Origin of the sequence: Microbacterium rhizosphaerae (assembly GCF_034120055.1) — a bacterium.
GTDB classification, from domain to species: Bacteria; Actinomycetota; Actinomycetes; order Actinomycetales; family Microbacteriaceae; genus Microbacterium; species Microbacterium rhizosphaerae.
Genome location: NZ_CP139368.1, coordinates 1,421,383 through 1,435,550 on the forward strand (window position 1 = coordinate 1,421,383; position 14,168 = coordinate 1,435,550).

Sequence of the window (14,168 nt, forward strand, 5' to 3'; positions counted from 1 at the left end):
CGCTCGGCGCTGCGGTCCAGCGCCGGTCGATTGGCCGCCCCGACCCGGCGATATCCTTGACCGATGAGCCCGCTCCGCTCCCTCGACCAGTCCCTGAAGCTCCAGAACGTCCTGTACGAGATCCGAGGCCAGGCACTCGTCGAGGCAGGACGCCTGGAGGCCGACGGCTACTCGGTCCTGAAGCTGAACACGGGCAACCCGGCGATCTTCGGCTTCGAGGCGCCGCACCAGATCGTGCGCGACATGATCGAGGCGATCCCGAACGCCCACGGCTACTCCGACAGCCGCGGCATCATGTCGGCGCGGCGGGCGGTCGTCTCGCGCTACGAGGAGATCCCGGACTTCCCGCCGTTCGACCCCGATGACGTGTACCTCGGCAACGGGGTCTCCGAGCTCATCACGATGACGATGCAGGCGCTCCTCGACGAGGGCGACGAGGTGCTGATCCCGGCGCCGGACTATCCGCTGTGGACGGCGATGACGAGCCTCGGCGGCGGAACGCCCGTGCACTACCGGTGCGACGAGGCATCCGGCTGGCAACCCGATCTCGATGACATCCGCGCCAAGGTGACCCCGCGCACCAAGGCGATCGTCGTCATCAACCCCAACAACCCGACCGGCGCGGTCTACACGCGCGAGGTGCTGGAGGGGATCGTCGACATCGCACGCGAGAACTCCCTCCTCGTGCTCGCCGACGAGATCTACGACCGCATCCTCTTCGACGACGCGAAGCACATCAGCCTCGCGACGCTCGCGCCCGACCTGCTGTGTCTCACCTTCAACGGTCTGTCGAAGACCTACCGCGTCGCGGGCTATCGCTCCGGCTGGATGGTCGTGACCGGACCGAAGGAGCACGCGCGCGGGTTCCTCGAGGGCATCACCCTCCTCGCATCCACGCGCCTGTGCCCGAACGTGCCGGCGCAGCATGCGGTCCAGGCGGCGCTGTCGGGCGTCCAGTCGATCGACGCCCTCATCGCGCCGCAGGGGCGGCTCCACGAGCAGCGCGATGTCGCCTGGGAGGGCCTCGAGGCGATCCCCGGCGTCTCGTGCGTGAAGCCGCAGGGGGCGCTCTACGCGTTCCCCCGACTCGACCCCGAGGTCCACGAGATCCACGACGACGAGAAGTTCATCTACGATCTCCTCGTCGCCGAGCGCGTGCTCGTCGTCCAGGGCACGGGGTTCAACCTCCGCACGACCGACCACTTCCGCATCGTCACGCTGCCGGAGGCGCGGGTGCTGGCGGATGCGGTGGAGCGCATCGGCAACTTCCTCTCGTCCTACCGGCAGTAGGAGTCAACCCCCTGGGAAGAACGGATGCCGCCGCCTACGGTGGCGTCATGGCTACCGAACTGAACAAGCCCGCCGTCGAGCAGGCCCGCTCGCTCATCCGCGACGGAAAGGTTGTGCGCGACGAGCGCGACGATTGGTCGGAGGCGGCGCCGACGGCCCAGCAGGAGAACGACTTCATCGAGCGGGAGGGCTGGACGGCCTTCTCCCACTGGCACCTCGGAGTCGACCGCGACGCCGATCCGGAGACGAAGCAGGCCTACAGCTTCCCGTACGGAGACTTCACGAAGGTGCACCGTTCCGGGGTGATCTCCGCGGAGAGCCGCGCGGGGCAGTACGACCACGACGACATCGAGGACGCGCTCCGCAAGCTCCTCGACCTGATCGACAAGGATCAGGGCGAGGACTGAGCCGGCGCGCCGCTAGAGGAGGGCGAGGGATGTCGCGCGCCAGCGGCGGTCCATGCCCTCCAGCCGGATGGCGATGGCGCGCGTGCGCGCCGGGCCGGCCACGATGACGACGGCCTCCACGACGCTCTCGGCAGGGCTGGAGTGACGCACCGAGAGCAGGGCGTAGCTCGGGCGGGTGGCGGGCACGCCGCGGGCACTGCGGGCGCGAGCGGCAAGGCTGGCCCGCGCAGTCAGCTTGCGGTAGGCGTCCTCGGTCATCCAACGCGACAGCTGCTCCACCTCGCGAGCTCCCGACAGCACTTCGAGCACCCCCACGCTGAGGTTCTTCAGGAGCGGCTCGGGGTCGGGCAGCTCTGCCGCGGCCGTCCGCTGGGGCGCGAAGAATTCGGGGTCGGTCGCGCGGACGGCGCTGGTCACCGGGATGCTGTGGGGCAACGGCATGGGGGCCTCTCAGGAAACGTGGAGGTTTCAGTCCAACAAAGTGATCAATCACGCCCAAGGCATAAATGAGATTGTGGATAACTCCGTCACGCGCAGGCGAGACGGCTACGCTCACGGCGTGCGGTGGGACGGATTCTTCGACGATCTCGAGGATCAGCTGGCCTCGGAGTGGGAGGCGGAGCGTGCCGCGCTCGACACCGAGGCGGAGCGGCTTCGCCTGTCCCGTGTTGCGCTCGGCGACCGCCTGCGCGGGCTGTCCGCGGCGGACCCGTGCGCGTTCGAGTTCGTCGACGGCACTGTGGTCACGGGCGAGGTCTGCGCCGTGGGCGGCGACTGGGTGGGCATCTCGCTCGAGACGACGCGTGGAGTCGTCCTTGCGCCCTTCGGCGGACTGCTGGCCGTCGGCGCGTCGCAGCCGGACCTGCTGCGCAGCGCACGCCCCGACGTCCCTCCCGCCCGTGGGCTGTCGGAGCGCATGACCATCGGCTTCGTGCTCCGAGATCTCGCCCGGCGGCGTCTTCCCGTGGTGCTGCACACCGTCGGTCGCACCTTCACCGGGACGATCGACCGCGCCGGGGCCGACCACCTCGACCTCGCCCTTCACGATCCCGGCGCGCCCCGGCGTGCTGCAGAGGTGCGCGGCTATCGCCTCGTGCCGTTCGCCTCGATCGCGTGGATCGGGCTCGAAGAGCTCTCCGCGCTCGCGTGAGCGGCAGGTGTCAGTCGCCGTGGCGGACGGCGCCGATTCCCCACAGCTCGGGGAAGCTCGCCTCGTTGGACTGCTCCCACAGGGCCATGCGCCGCGCGATCTCGGTCTGGTCGTCGAGGTAAGCCGTGACGCTGGACTCATCGATCCGCCACTGACCGGGCGAGCCCACGCGCACCCCGCGCAACTGCCCGTGCTTGACGAGCTCGATGACCTCGTCGACCGTCACCGACAGCGCCTCGGCCACCGTGGCCGGGGGCACCATCCGCGCAGCAGAGGAGGACTCGGGCATGCCCCCATTATGGCCGCGTGCCAGGGGGGTCGGACGGGAGGCAGGGGTCTGTGGATAACTTGCGGGCGCCTTTGAGCGGATCGGCGACGATGAGGTCATGACAGTCGTCGAGTCCATCCGCCCGCGCCGTCGCGCGCCCTGGGGAGATGCCCGGTTCCTGCTCGGCATCCTGCTGGTCGTCGCATCCATCGCCGGCGTCTGGTTCGTGGTGGCCGCGGCGCGGCAGACCGCGCCCGTGTACGCGGCCGCGCACACGCTGACGCCCGGGCAGCGCGTCGCAGCGGACGACCTGCAGGTCGTGCAGGTCGCCCTCGGCGCCGCCGCCTCCGCCTACCTCGCACCGTCCGGCGCAGACCTCGCCGATGGCGCGGTCGCGACGCGGACCGTCAGCAAGGGGGAGCTCGTGCCGCGGGCGGCGCTGGGGGATGCATCGGCCACCGACGTCACGACGGTCGTCGTACGCAGCTCCGTGGACGTGCCCGCGTCGCTGGCGGCGGGCAGCACCGTGGAGGTCTGGGCGGCGCCCCTCGAGGACAAGGGCTCGTACGGCGAGCCGCGCATCCTCGTCCCCGATGCGACCATCGTCTCCGTCTCCCGCGACGACTCGATGATCGGCGGCGGGAGTGCCTCCCTCGAGCTCGTCGTGCCGCGGGCCGATGTGTCGGAGGTGCTGTCGGCGATGGCCGGCAAGTCGGCCTTGTCGGTCGTGCCGACGGCGGCGGCGCCGTGAGCCCGCGTGCGGCCGTCGGCGGCGGGGCGGTCGTCGTCCTCGCCGTCGACGGCCCTGCGGGCCGCGCCCTCGCCGACGACCTCGCCCGGGAGGGGGTCGGCATCCTGGCGCTGATCCCCGCCGCCTCCCTCGCAGAGCTCGCCGCCGACAGCCTGCTCGGTGCGGACTCGGCCGACCTGCAGAGCCGGCTCGAACAGGCGCAGGTCGTCCTCCTCGACGCCTCGCGCGAGACCCTCGACGCCCGTGTCGTGGCCCTGTGCGATCGACTCGGCATCCGCATCGTCCCGCGCTGCGCGACCCCCGAGGACGAGCGTCTCGCCGCGGCCTTCGGTCTGGCGGGCCCCGTCGTGCCGGACGACGACCCGTCCGTGGTCGCCGAGGCCCTCCGCGCGCACCCTGTGCGCCCCGTGGCGGAGGAAGAGGCGCCGCGCTCCGGCCCGCGCGTCATCGCGGTCTGGGGTGCCGCGGGAGCGCCCGGTCGATCCACCGTCGCCATCGGCCTGGCCGCCGAGCTCGCCCGCGGCGGCGGTCGGATCGCGCTCGTCGACGCCGACTCGCATGCGCCGTCCCTCGCCCTCGCGCTGGGGCTCGCCGACGAGGCGCCCGGATTCGCCGCCGCGTGCCGCCAGGCGGAGCTCGGAACGCTGACGACCTCTGAGCTCACGCGCATCGCCGCCCCCGTGTCCGTTCCCGGGGGCACGATCGACGTGCTCACCGGCATCAACCGTCCATCGCGGTGGCCGGAGCTCGGGCAGAAGCGCGTGGCTGGTGCGCTCGAGGTCTGCCGCGCGTGGGCCGATCACACCGTCGTCGACGTGTCGGCGTCCCTCGAGCGCGACGAGGAGATCGTCAGCGACGTCATGGACGGGCCCCGGCGCAATGCCGCGACGCTGGCGACCCTGCGCGAGGCGGACCTCGTCGTCGCCGTGGCCGCGGCGGATCCGCTCGGGATCTCGCGCTTCCTGCGCGGCTACTCCGAGTTGCGGGCCGCGGTCGGAGCGACGCCGGTGGCTGTGGTCGTCAACAGGCTGCGCACGGGCGCCCTGGGCATCGACGCGCGCGGCCAGGTCCGGCGGACCCTGGAGCGGTTCGCGGGCATCCGCGACGTCTGGTTCGTGCCGGCCGACGGCCGGGCGGCGGATGCGGCGCTCCTCACGGCGCGCCCGATCGCCGACGCCGCTCCGCGGTCTGCGCTGACCCAGGCGATGCGGCGATTCGTCGGGGAAGCCGTCGTGCGGCTCTAGGCTGGGGATCGTGTCGACCCTCAGCGATCTCGTCTACGCCCAGGGGCGCTCCAGCGCCGCCGACGTCGAATGGCTCCACCGCCTGGCCGGTGACGGCCAGCTGCTGGCGGACCTCGCCTTCGCGGACATCGTGGTGTGGGTGCCCACGTCGGACGAGTCCTTCGTCGCGGTCGCGCACACGCGGCCCGGGGGAGCCGCCACGCTCTTCTACCGTGACATCGTCGGCGAGCGCGTGCGTCCGCAGTGGCGCGCCCAGGTGAAGGAGGCGTTCGCCACCGGTACGATCGTCGACTCGGCGTCGCCCGACTGGTTCGAGGAGACGCCCACGCGCGTGCGCGCGGTGCCGATCGTGCGGGAGCGCCCCCGCGACGGGGGACACGCGCCCGTCATCGGCGTCGTGACCCGCCACACCAACCTCGGTGAGATCCGCACGCCTTCGCGGCAGCAGATCACCTTCAACGACTGCGCGGACGAGCTCTTCGGCATGATCGCGTCGGGCGACTTCCCCGACATGACGGCTCCGACCTCGCCGCGCCGGGGTGCTCCGCGCGCCTCGGACGGCCTGATCCGCGTCGACGCCGAGGGCGTCACCACCTTCGCCAGCCCGAACGCGCTGTCCGCGTTCAATCGGATGGGATTCGACGACGAGCTCGAGGGCGAGCCGCTCATCGAGATCATCACGAAGATCCTGCCGTCCAAGCGCGAGTTCGACGAGTCGCTTCCGCTCGTCGCGACGGGCCGTGCGCCGTGGCGGTCGGATGTCGACGCCCAGGGCGTCACGGTGGCCCTGCGCGCCATCCCGTTGCGCGAGCACGGCACGCGCACCGGTGCGATCGTCCTCTGCCGCGACGTGACCGAGCTGCGCCATCGCGAGCAGGAGCTCATCACCAAGGATGCGACGATCCGCGAGATCCACCACCGGGTGAAGAACAACCTGCAGACGGTCGCATCGCTGCTGCGCATCCAGGCTCGCCGCACGCACTCGGAGGAGGCGCGCGAGGCCCTCACCCATGCCATGCGGCGGGTGTCGGCGATCGCGGTCGTGCACGACACGCTCTCGGAAGGCCTCGCGCAGAACGTGGACTTCGACGAGGTGTTCGCGCGGGTGCTGAAGCTCGTCGCGGAGGTCGCCGCCGGTGCGGGCACGCACGCCCGCACCCGCACGGTCGGAAAGTTCGGCACGCTGCCGAGTGAGTACGCCACGCCGCTCGCCCTCGCGCTCACGGAGCTGGTCACCAACGCCGTGGAGCACGGGCTGGCCGGCACCGAAGGGGAGGTCGTCATCGTGGCGCACCGCACGGACGACCGCCTCGCCGTGTCCGTGGTGGACAACGGCGCGGGGCTTCCCGAGGGTCACGTCGGACGCGGCCTGGGCACGCAGATCGTGCGCACGCTCATCCAGGGCGAGCTCGGCGGGACGATCGACTGGCAGACGGTGGTCGGCAACGGGACCGAGGTCACGATCGACATCCCCCTGCGCTACATCGACCAGCCGTTCACCGAGCAGATCGCGATCGTCGACTGACACAGAAGCGCCGCGCCGGGTGGACCGGCGCGGCGCGGATCAGTGCCGGGTCAGCCGGCGCGACGCGCGCGGGCGGCGCGCCGTTTGAGGGCGCGGCGCTCGTCCTCGGACAGGCCGCCCCAGACGCCTGAGTCCTGACCCGTCTCGAGGGCGTACTGCAGGCAGATCTCGGTCACGGTGCAGCGAGCGCAGACAGCCTTCGCCTTCTCGATCTGGTCGACGGCCGGTCCGGTGTTCCCCACGGGGAAGAACAGTTCGGGGTCGACGGTCAGGCATGCGGCTTTGTCGCGCCAGTCCATAGGTGGTGCTCCTTGATCGGATGGACTTCGGGTGGTGCCAGAGGTTGGGATACTCTGAGTGGTGCGCGGGCCTCGGCCCGCCCCACGCCGCTGTGGGAGCACACAACGTGTTCTATGGTTCCACAGCGCCACGGCCGAATCAAGAGTTCGACCGGCGGTTTCTGCGCGTTCGGCTATGTGTTCGCCGGATGCCTTGGAGGGTGGGTACAACACCGACTGCCCGAGTCGAAAGAAGCTAGCCCGATGGCCACAACCCTGCTCGCGCGCGCGGCTTCCGTGCTCGTCGGCCTCGAAGCGCTGGGCGTGCTCGGGGTCGCGGTCTGGCAGGTGGTCGCCGTCGCGGGCGGCGACACGGACTCGGCCGTCAGCTCGATCGCGCTCCTCGTCCTCACCGTCGTCGGCGCGGTCGCCGTGGGTGCGTTCGCGATCGGCATCTGGCGCGGCTGGTCGTGGGGACGCTCGGGCGGCATCGTGACGCAGCTGCTCATCATCGCGGTCGCGGTCGGCGCGATGACCGGCGCGGGCGCCGATCCGCTCCTCGGCATCGGCCTCATCATCCCCGCGCTCATCGTGTTCGTGCTCCTCGTCCTCGTCATCCGCCGTGTCGGGGCCGAGAACGCGGACGACACATCCGCGCGGAGCTGACGCGCAGGATCAGTCGATGCCGAGGGTCTTGCGCAGTCGCGCGACGTGACCCGTCGCCTTGACGTTGTAGAGCGCCTGCTGGATCTCGCCCCGCTCGTCGATGACGAACGTCGACCGGATGACGCCCTCGACCTTCTTGCCGTAGTTCATCTTCTCGCCCCACGCGCCGTACGCCTCGTGCACGGCGTGGTCGGGGTCGCTGAGCAGCGGGAAGGTCAGCCCATCGCGGGCACGGAAGTCGCGCAGCTTCTCGGGGGTGTCGCGCGAGACGCCGACGACCGTGTAGCCCGCGCCCTGCAGCGGGCCGAGGCTGTCGCGGAAATCGCACGCCTCGGTCGTACAGCCCGGGGTCATCGCCGCCGGGTAGAAGTACAGGATCACCGGATGCCCGCGCAGCTCATGCAGCGAGACCGGGGTGTCGTCCTGGTCCTCGAGCGTGAAGTCGGGCGCAGCTGTTCCGGGTGCGAGGGTCATGCCCCCAGCCTAGAGCGGGATGCATCCGCTCAGCGGTCGGAGAAGGTCGTGAGAAGCCGCTGCAGCGAGTCGAGCCGGGCCGGTCCCGTCGGCCCCAGCCGCCCCTCCGCCACCGCCTCCATGATCGCGCAGTCGGGCGCGTCGGGCAGGTGCGTGCAGCCGCGGGGACACTCCTCGGCGACCTCCGCAAGATCGGTGAACGCGTCCAGGATGTGGTCGGGGGCGACGTGCCCGAGCCCGAACGAGCGGACGCCCGGCGTGTCGATCACCCACCCGCCGCCGTGCGGTCCCCGGTAGCGCAGCGACACGGTCGAGCTCGACGTGTGGCGGCCGCGGCCGGTGACCTCGTTGACGTGGCCTGTGGCGCGCCCCGCCGACGGTACGAGGGCGTTGACGAGCGTCGACTTGCCGACGCCGGAGTGGCCGACGAAGACGGTCGAATGCCCCACGAGCGCCGCACCGATCTCGTCGACGGGCATCTCGCCGCGCGCGCTGAGGAAGACATGGAGGTCGAGTCCGTCGAAGTGCTCGAGGAACGTCGTCGGGTCGGTGAGGTCGGTCTTGGTGACGACGAGGAGCGGACGGATGCCGGCATCCAGCGCGGCGACCAGGTACCGGTCGACCAGGCGGGCGCGCGGCTCGGGGTCTGCGGCGGCGACCACGATCAGCATCTGATCGGCGTTGGCCACGATGACCCGCTCGACCTGGTCGGTGTCGTCGGCGCTGCGACGCAGGAGCGTCGTGCGCTCGTCGATGCCGATGATGCGGGCCAGCGTGCCCTCGTCGCCGGTCGTATCGCCGACCACGCGCGCCCGGTCGCCGGTCACGATCGGCATCTTGCGCAGCTCGCGTGCGCGCGTCGCCGTCACCTCGTGCTCGTCGGCGGTGTCCTCGCCCACCAGGACCGTGTACCTTCCGCGGTCCACCCCGAGCACGCGAGCGAGCTGGGCATCGGCGTGTGCCGGGCGGCGCTTCGTGCGCGGGCGGTTCCCCTTCGGGTTCGGCCGGATCCGGACGTCGGCCTCGTCGTACTCGTCGTCGTCCTCGTCGTCGTCGGGCTCGAGCCAGCTCATCGCATAACCGGATCCAGAAGGTGCACGCGTCAGGACGCCATGTCCTGCACAGGGGCGGTGTCTCGGCTGGTGCCGTCGAGCATCCCGGCCCAGAGCTCAGGGAACTCGGGCATCGTCTTGGCCGTCGTGCCGATGTCGTCGACCTCCACGCCGGGCACCGCGAGCCCGATGAGTGCGCCCGTGGTCGCCATCCGGTGGTCGTGGAAGGCGCGCCACAGCCCGCCGTGGAGCGGGCGCGGAACGATCCGCAGGCCGTCGTCGAGCTCGTGGATCTCGCCGCCGAGTGCCCGCAGATCCGCTGCCAGTGCCGCGAGGCGGTCGGTCTCATGCCCGCGGAGGTGGCCGATGCCGTGGAGTGTGGAGGGGCCGTCGGCGAACGCCGCCAATCCGACGATCGTCGGAGTCAGCTCGCCGACCGCCGACAGATCGATCTCGACGGCCTGGATGCGCTCGCCGGCGGTGACGGTGAGGGCCCCGCCGCGGCGGACCGCCCGCGCGCCCATGAGTCCCAGGATGTCCGGCAGGAGTGCGCCGGGCTGGGTGGAGTGGAGCGGCCAGCCGGTGACCGACACCGCACCGCCGACGATCATCGCGGCGGCGAGGAACGGCGCCGCGTTGGACAGGTCCGGCTCGATGGCGACGTCCTTGCCGCGCACCGCGCTCGCCGGCACGACCCACTCGCCTGGCGCGGGGCGCTCGACGTGCACGCCGCGGTGCGCGAGCGTCTCGACCGTCATGTCGATGTGCGGGATGCTGGGCAGCCGCTCGCCGCCGTGGATCAGGTGCAGTCCGACGTCGAACCGCGGTGCCGCCAGCAGCAGACCGGACACGAACTGGCTCGACGCGCTCGCATCGATGACGACCTCGCCGCCGCGCACGTGACCGTGGCCGCGCACGGTGAAGGGCAGCGCCCAATGGCCGCCGTCGTCGATGTCGACGCCGATGTCGCGAAGCGCCTTGATCATCTCGCCCATCGGGCGGTGGAGGGCGCTCTCGTGCGCCGTCAGCGTGACCTCGCCGTGCGCGAATCCCAGGATGGGAGCGATGAACCGCATGACCGTGCCGGCTTGCCCGCAGTCGATCGTCGTGCCCGCCGTCAGCGGCCAGATCGGGTTGACGATGAGGTCGTCGCCGAACGGGCCCCGACCAACGGTCGGTCGGATGTCGGCGCCGAGCGCACGCAGCGCCTCGACCATGCGCGCCGAGTCGTCGGAGTGCAGCGGGGCCGTCAGGCGGCTCGGCGCGTCGGCGATCGCGGCGAGGAGCAGCTCGCGATTCGTGAGCGACTTCGAGCCCGGCACGGTGACCGTCGAGCGGAGCGGACCGCCCGCGGCCGGCGCCGGCCAGGGGCGCGCCGAGCGCGGCACGGGCGCATCAGTGGGAGCCGAGGCATCCGTCTCGGCGTGATCGGGGGAATACCGCGCTTGCGTCATCGGTTTCTACCCTACTGAAGAGGTCACCCACCAGCCGCGAAGGAGAGCCGTGATCGTCACTCTCGAGCGCCCTGCGCACCTCACCGGAGACTCATCGGCCGGGAGCGCCCTCGCCGTAGACTGGCGCGTGATGAACGATCAGGCAGATGCCCTCGTGGATGCTCGCGCGCAGTTCGAGGAGCAGGCGATCCCGTACATGGACCAGCTATACGCGGCCGCCATGCGCATGACGCGCAATCCCGCCGACGCGTCGGATCTCGTGCAGGAGACCTTCGTGAAGGCCTTCGCGTCGTGGAAGACGTTCACGCAGGGCACGAACCTCAAGGCCTGGCTGTACCGCATTCTCACCAACACCTACATCAACACGTATCGCAAGAAGCAGCGCGAGCCCTATCAGGGCACCATCGACGACCTCGAGGACTGGCAGCTCGGGGGAGCGGAATCGACCACGGCGACGAGCACGCGCTCGGCCGAGGCGGAGGCGATCGACCGGATGCCCGCATCCGCCGTGAAGGATGCCTTGCAGGCGATTCCGGAGGATTTCCGGCTGGCGGTGTACCTCGCGGATGTCGAGGGCTTCGCCTACCAGGAGATCGCCGACATCATGAAGACGCCCATCGGCACGGTCATGAGCCGTCTGCATCGTGGCAGGCGAATGCTCCGGGACCTGCTGGCGGACTATGCACGGGAGCGCGGCATCGACACCGCGGCGACCGTGAAGTCCGGGGGCACGAAGTCAACGAGGAGTGCGAAATGACCGACTGCGGTTGCGAGAAGGCGCAGAGGGACCTCGAGGAGTACCTGCGGAACGAGGTCTGCACGACCACGCGTTCGGACATCGAGGAGCATCTCGCCCATTGCACGGGATGCCAGGACGAGGCTCACGTGGCCCGCACCCTGACGGAGGCGGTCGCGCGGGCGTGCGTCGAGTACGCGCCGGACGAGCTGCGCGAGCAGGTGCTGGCGACGATCCGCGCGGCGGACTCCGCGGCGGTCTGAGCCTCACGCGCGCACGAACAGGCGCAGAGCGCTCGGCACGACGTCGACGAGCAGCGGAAGCTCTCCGATGGGGTCCCCGTCGGCGTAGGCGGTGACGCCGGGGGAGTCGAGGCGGATCGAGCGGACCCGCCGCGTCGAGACCTCGTCGAGCGAGGTGTGCGTCCCCTTGTAGACGCGGGGGAGCAGGCGCAGCAGGTGCAGGCGGCCGCCGGGACGCACGAGGGTCACGTCGAGGAGGCCGTCGGCGGGATCGGCGTCCGGGCAGATCGGGATGCCGCCCCCGTACGTGCGCCCGTTGCCGACCGTCGCCATCACGAGGTCGCCCGAGAGCGTCTCCTGGGTTCCGTCGGCCAGCTCCAGGTCGAGGCGGAACGGCACGCCGTGCAGCTGCAGGAACTCGATGAGGATCGCGATCGTGTAGCGCGATCCGCCGCGCGGCCACCGCATGGCGTTGGCGCGATCGTTGACGCGCGAGTCGAAGCCGCTCGCGAGCACGGTGCCGAAAAGCTGCGCGCTGCCGTCGCCGCGCGTCACGCGCGCGAGGTCGACGTGGCGTGTGGCGCCGGCGACGATGGCGTCGGCAGCGGCATCCAGGTCGAGTTCGCGGAGGCCTGCGACCGCGGCCATGTCGTTGCCCGTGCCGATGGGGATGATCCCGAGCGGGATGCCTGTTCCCGCCACCTCCTGGATGGCCAGGTGCACCGTGCCGTCTCCGCCCGCGACGACGACAGCCGTCGCATCCAGGTCGAGCGCGGCGCGCAGCAGGCGCGTGGACTCGGCCGCACTGCCGCCGCTGACCATCGCGACCTCGAGGCCGCCGGCGCGCAGCCGCTCGGCCGCCCGCTCGGCCGGCGCCACGCCGCCGCCGGAGCGCGCCGCCGGATTGGCGACGAGCGCGACGGTCACGACAGGCCCTCGGCCGCCCCCGCCGACACGTCGCGAACGTCCGCATCCTGCGGCGGAGGCACGACATCGGAGATGTCTCGCGCGGCGGCGGGCGGGGCGAGGAGGAGCGCGCCGGGGTTCATGATCCCGCTCGGGTCGAGAGTCGCCTTGACGGCCTCGAGCACGCGCACGCCGAGGGGGCCGATCTCGGACTCCAGGTAGGGGCGATGATCGCGCCCCACGGCGTGGTGGTGGGTGATCGTGCCGCCGGCCGCCACGATGGCGCGGGTCGCCGCATCCTTCGCCCGCCTCCACTGCGGGCCCGGCTCGGCCGTGAGCGCGGCGATGACGGTGAAGTACAGCGACGCGCCGGCCGGGTAGATATGCGAGATGTGGCACATGACGATCGGCTTCGTGCCCTCCGCGGAGAGGGACTCGTCGAGCGCCCGGGTCACCGCATGCTTCAGCGCCGTGAGGCCGGCCCACGTGGTCGCCGTCTCGAGCGTCTCGGCGAGCACCCCGATGTCGAGAAGCGGGTCGCGCAGCGCGGGGGCGGCGAACCGGCCCCGCTCCCAGGAGCGCGCGGGCCCAGGACCGCGATCCCTGCCGTGGTGCTGCGCGAAGACCGCGGCCGTCGCGTCGCGCACCGCTCGCGCCTCCCGTTTCGTCGCGCCCTCGAAGGTCGCGACGGCGAGGCATCCGCGCAGGCGCGACACGTGACCGCCGAGCGCCGCGTTGATGCGCGTCTCGACGCGGTCGCTGAGCCGCACGACGGCGGGATGGATGCCGCGCTGCGCCAGCGCGCGCAACGCCTGCGCGCCGTCCGCGAAGTCGCGGAACCGCCACGCGCCGTAGAGGGTCGCGGCCGGCATCCGTCGCACCCGCAGCGTCACCTCCGTGATGACTCCGAACGCCCCCTCCGATCCGAGCAGGAGCTCCCGCAGGTCGGGACCCGCGGCGCTCGCCGGAGCCCGTCCCAGCTCGAGGTCGCCCGCCGGGGTCGCGGCCCGCAGGGCGTGCACGAGCTCGTCGAACCGCCCGTAGCCGCTGGACGCCTGGCCGCTCGAGCGGGTGGCCGCGAAGCCGCCGAGCGATGCGTACCGGAAGCTCTGCGGGAAGTGTCCGAGTGTGCAGCCGTGCGCGGCGAGCAGCTCCTCGGCCTGGGGGCCGGTGGTGCCCGCGCCGAACGTCGCGAGCAGCGACGTCTCATCGAACGAGAGGAGTCCGGCGGTGCGCACGAGGTCGAGCGCGACCACGGCCCGGTGCGCCCCTGCCTGGGGCTCGACGCCTCCGACGACGCTCGTCCCACCGCCGAAGGGGACGACGGCGATGCCGCGCGCGTCGCAGATCCGCAGCACCGCGGCGACCTCGGCGTGAGATGCCGGCAGCACGATCGCATCGGGCGCCGGCTGCACCAGCTCGCTGCGGCGCGCGAGCAGGTCGGGCGTGCTCTTCCCGCCGAGGTGCAGCGCCCGGGACGCGGCATCCGTCGCCGTCACGGCGGCCTCCCGCAGCGCCTCGAGATCCGTTTCGTCCAGGCGTGACGGCGTGAGTGCCGGGGAGGCGACGCGGGGGACGGGATGGGGCTCACCCGGCAGGACGCGCCCGGCGATGAAGCGGGCGACCGCAGGAAGGCGCCGCGCGTCGGATGCGTCGCCCCACACGTCCCACGTCATCCGGGGGCGGGCGGTGGGAAGCTCGGGCGGCGTCGTCGCGACCATGGGC

17 protein-coding genes are annotated in these 14,168 nt (G+C 71.8%); 9 read left to right on the forward strand and 8 right to left on the reverse strand.

Translation table 11 applies throughout. From position 1 onward, the window contains the following. Positions 1-63 precede the first annotated feature (63 nt). Positions 64-1,290, forward strand: coding sequence for a pyridoxal phosphate-dependent aminotransferase (locus tag SM116_RS06105; RefSeq protein WP_320943569.1), 1,227 nt, complete (start codon positions 64-66; stop codon positions 1,288-1,290). A gap of 47 nt (positions 1,291-1,337) precedes the next feature. Next, the gene (locus SM116_RS06110) at positions 1,338-1,697 is read left to right on the forward strand and encodes a hypothetical protein (protein WP_320943570.1); all 360 of its coding nucleotides are present in this window, start codon (positions 1,338-1,340) and stop codon (positions 1,695-1,697) included. Positions 1,698-1,709: 12 nt separating this feature from the next. On the opposite strand, the gene SM116_RS06115 is transcribed toward SM116_RS06110, so the two are convergent. Further along, positions 1,710-2,138: an Rv3235 family protein gene (locus SM116_RS06115; RefSeq protein WP_320943571.1), complete on the reverse strand. Its 429-nt coding sequence runs from the start codon at positions 2,136-2,138 to the stop codon at positions 1,710-1,712. A 118-nt stretch (positions 2,139-2,256) separates the two neighbouring features. Here SM116_RS06115 and SM116_RS06120 point away from each other — a divergent pair, with 118 nt between their 5' ends. Next, positions 2,257-2,847 (forward strand): hypothetical protein, encoded by a 591-nt coding sequence (locus tag SM116_RS06120; protein ID WP_320943572.1) that lies wholly within the window; start codon positions 2,257-2,259, stop codon positions 2,845-2,847. Positions 2,848-2,857: 10 nt separating this feature from the next. Here the strand turns inward: SM116_RS06120 and SM116_RS06125 are convergent, their stop codons facing one another. Next, positions 2,858-3,136: a helix-turn-helix domain-containing protein gene (locus tag SM116_RS06125; protein WP_320943573.1), complete on the reverse strand. Its 279-nt coding sequence runs from the start codon at positions 3,134-3,136 to the stop codon at positions 2,858-2,860. A 97-nt stretch (positions 3,137-3,233) separates the two neighbouring features. Here SM116_RS06125 and SM116_RS06130 point away from each other — a divergent pair, with 97 nt between their 5' ends. Genes SM116_RS06130 through SM116_RS06140 form a run of 3 tightly spaced genes read left to right on the forward strand, consistent with a single transcriptional unit; the run spans position 3,234 to position 6,635 of the window. Then, a complete protein-coding gene (locus SM116_RS06130) occupies positions 3,234-3,866 on the forward strand; it encodes an SAF domain-containing protein (RefSeq protein WP_320943574.1) in 633 nt (210 codons plus the stop codon). After that, a complete protein-coding gene (locus SM116_RS06135; protein WP_320943575.1) occupies positions 3,863-5,110 on the forward strand; it encodes a CpaE/TadZ family protein in 1,248 nt (415 codons plus the stop codon). Before SM116_RS06130 ends, SM116_RS06135 begins: the two co-directional genes overlap by 4 nt. A gap of 10 nt (positions 5,111-5,120) precedes the next feature. Beyond that, positions 5,121-6,635, forward strand: coding sequence for a sensor histidine kinase (locus tag SM116_RS06140; RefSeq protein ID WP_320943576.1), 1,515 nt, complete (start codon positions 5,121-5,123; stop codon positions 6,633-6,635). A 50-nt stretch (positions 6,636-6,685) separates the two neighbouring features. Here SM116_RS06140 and SM116_RS06145 read toward each other — a convergent pair whose 3' ends face one another. Beyond that, positions 6,686-6,934 (reverse strand): WhiB family transcriptional regulator, encoded by a 249-nt coding sequence (locus SM116_RS06145; protein ID WP_286289331.1) that lies wholly within the window; start codon positions 6,932-6,934, stop codon positions 6,686-6,688. A 243-nt stretch (positions 6,935-7,177) separates the two neighbouring features. Here SM116_RS06145 and SM116_RS06150 point away from each other — a divergent pair, with 243 nt between their 5' ends. Beyond that, the gene (locus SM116_RS06150; RefSeq protein ID WP_320943577.1) at positions 7,178-7,579 is read left to right on the forward strand and encodes a histidine kinase; all 402 of its coding nucleotides are present in this window, start codon (positions 7,178-7,180) and stop codon (positions 7,577-7,579) included. Between the two features lie 9 nt (positions 7,580-7,588). Here the strand turns inward: SM116_RS06150 and bcp are convergent, their stop codons facing one another. From bcp to aroA, 3 genes are read right to left on the reverse strand one after another with little or no spacing between them, the layout of a single operon-like run. Next, positions 7,589-8,053: a thioredoxin-dependent thiol peroxidase gene (bcp, locus tag SM116_RS06155; RefSeq protein WP_320943578.1), complete on the reverse strand. Its 465-nt coding sequence runs from the start codon at positions 8,051-8,053 to the stop codon at positions 7,589-7,591. A gap of 29 nt (positions 8,054-8,082) precedes the next feature. After that, positions 8,083-9,126 (reverse strand): ribosome small subunit-dependent GTPase A, encoded by a 1,044-nt coding sequence (gene rsgA, locus SM116_RS06160; protein WP_320943579.1) that lies wholly within the window; start codon positions 9,124-9,126, stop codon positions 8,083-8,085. A gap of 29 nt (positions 9,127-9,155) precedes the next feature. Further along, positions 9,156-10,559 carry a 3-phosphoshikimate 1-carboxyvinyltransferase gene (gene aroA / locus SM116_RS06165; protein WP_320943580.1) on the reverse strand — a complete coding sequence of 468 codons (1,404 nt, stop codon included), beginning with the start codon at positions 10,557-10,559 and terminating at the stop codon, positions 9,156-9,158. A gap of 130 nt (positions 10,560-10,689) precedes the next feature. On the opposite strand from aroA, the gene SM116_RS06170 reads away from it, so the two are divergent. Together SM116_RS06170 and SM116_RS06175 are read left to right on the forward strand one after the other, a co-directional pair. Continuing rightward, positions 10,690-11,316, forward strand: coding sequence for a sigma-70 family RNA polymerase sigma factor (locus SM116_RS06170; protein WP_320943581.1), 627 nt, complete (start codon positions 10,690-10,692; stop codon positions 11,314-11,316). Then, complete coding sequence (locus tag SM116_RS06175) at positions 11,313-11,558, forward strand: anti-sigma factor family protein (protein ID WP_320943582.1); 246 nt, start codon at positions 11,313-11,315, stop codon at positions 11,556-11,558. The genes SM116_RS06170 and SM116_RS06175 overlap by 4 nt, the downstream gene beginning before the upstream one ends. Positions 11,559-11,561: 3 nt before the next feature. Here SM116_RS06175 and SM116_RS06180 read toward each other — a convergent pair whose 3' ends face one another. Both SM116_RS06180 and SM116_RS06185 read right to left on the reverse strand, forming a co-directional pair. Continuing rightward, positions 11,562-12,464 (reverse strand): diacylglycerol kinase, encoded by a 903-nt coding sequence (locus SM116_RS06180; RefSeq protein ID WP_320943583.1) that lies wholly within the window; start codon positions 12,462-12,464, stop codon positions 11,562-11,564. Next, the gene (locus tag SM116_RS06185) at positions 12,461-14,164 is read right to left on the reverse strand and encodes an FAD-binding oxidoreductase (RefSeq protein ID WP_320943584.1); all 1,704 of its coding nucleotides are present in this window, start codon (positions 14,162-14,164) and stop codon (positions 12,461-12,463) included. The genes SM116_RS06180 and SM116_RS06185 overlap by 4 nt, the downstream gene beginning before the upstream one ends. Positions 14,165-14,168: the final 4 nt, after the last annotated feature.

Bases quoted from the DNA above. Each gene is read 5' to 3' on its own strand.
- SM116_RS06105 (WP_320943569.1), top strand. From the start codon at position 64: ATGAGCCCGCTCCGCTCCCTCGACCAGTCCCTGAAGCTCCAGAACGTC.
- SM116_RS06110 (WP_320943570.1), top strand. From the start codon at position 1,338: ATGGCTACCGAACTGAACAAGCCCGCCGTCGAGCAGGCCCGCTCGCTC.
- SM116_RS06115 (WP_320943571.1), bottom strand. From the start codon at position 2,138: ATGCCGTTGCCCCACAGCATCCCGGTGACCAGCGCCGTCCGCGCGACC.
- SM116_RS06125 (WP_320943573.1), bottom strand. From the start codon at position 3,136: ATGCCCGAGTCCTCCTCTGCTGCGCGGATGGTGCCCCCGGCCACGGTG.
- SM116_RS06130 (WP_320943574.1), top strand. From the start codon at position 3,234: ATGACAGTCGTCGAGTCCATCCGCCCGCGCCGTCGCGCGCCCTGGGGA.
- SM116_RS06145 (WP_286289331.1), bottom strand. From the start codon at position 6,934: ATGGACTGGCGCGACAAAGCCGCATGCCTGACCGTCGACCCCGAACTG.
- SM116_RS06150 (WP_320943577.1), top strand. From the start codon at position 7,178: ATGGCCACAACCCTGCTCGCGCGCGCGGCTTCCGTGCTCGTCGGCCTC.
- bcp (WP_320943578.1), bottom strand. From the start codon at position 8,053: ATGACCCTCGCACCCGGAACAGCTGCGCCCGACTTCACGCTCGAGGAC.
- rsgA (WP_320943579.1), bottom strand. From the start codon at position 9,126: ATGAGCTGGCTCGAGCCCGACGACGACGAGGACGACGACGAGTACGAC.
- aroA (WP_320943580.1), bottom strand. From the start codon at position 10,559: ATGACGCAAGCGCGGTATTCCCCCGATCACGCCGAGACGGATGCCTCG.
- SM116_RS06170 (WP_320943581.1), top strand. From the start codon at position 10,690: ATGAACGATCAGGCAGATGCCCTCGTGGATGCTCGCGCGCAGTTCGAG.
- SM116_RS06175 (WP_320943582.1), top strand. From the start codon at position 11,313: ATGACCGACTGCGGTTGCGAGAAGGCGCAGAGGGACCTCGAGGAGTAC.
- SM116_RS06185 (WP_320943584.1), bottom strand. From the start codon at position 14,164: ATGGTCGCGACGACGCCGCCCGAGCTTCCCACCGCCCGCCCCCGGATG.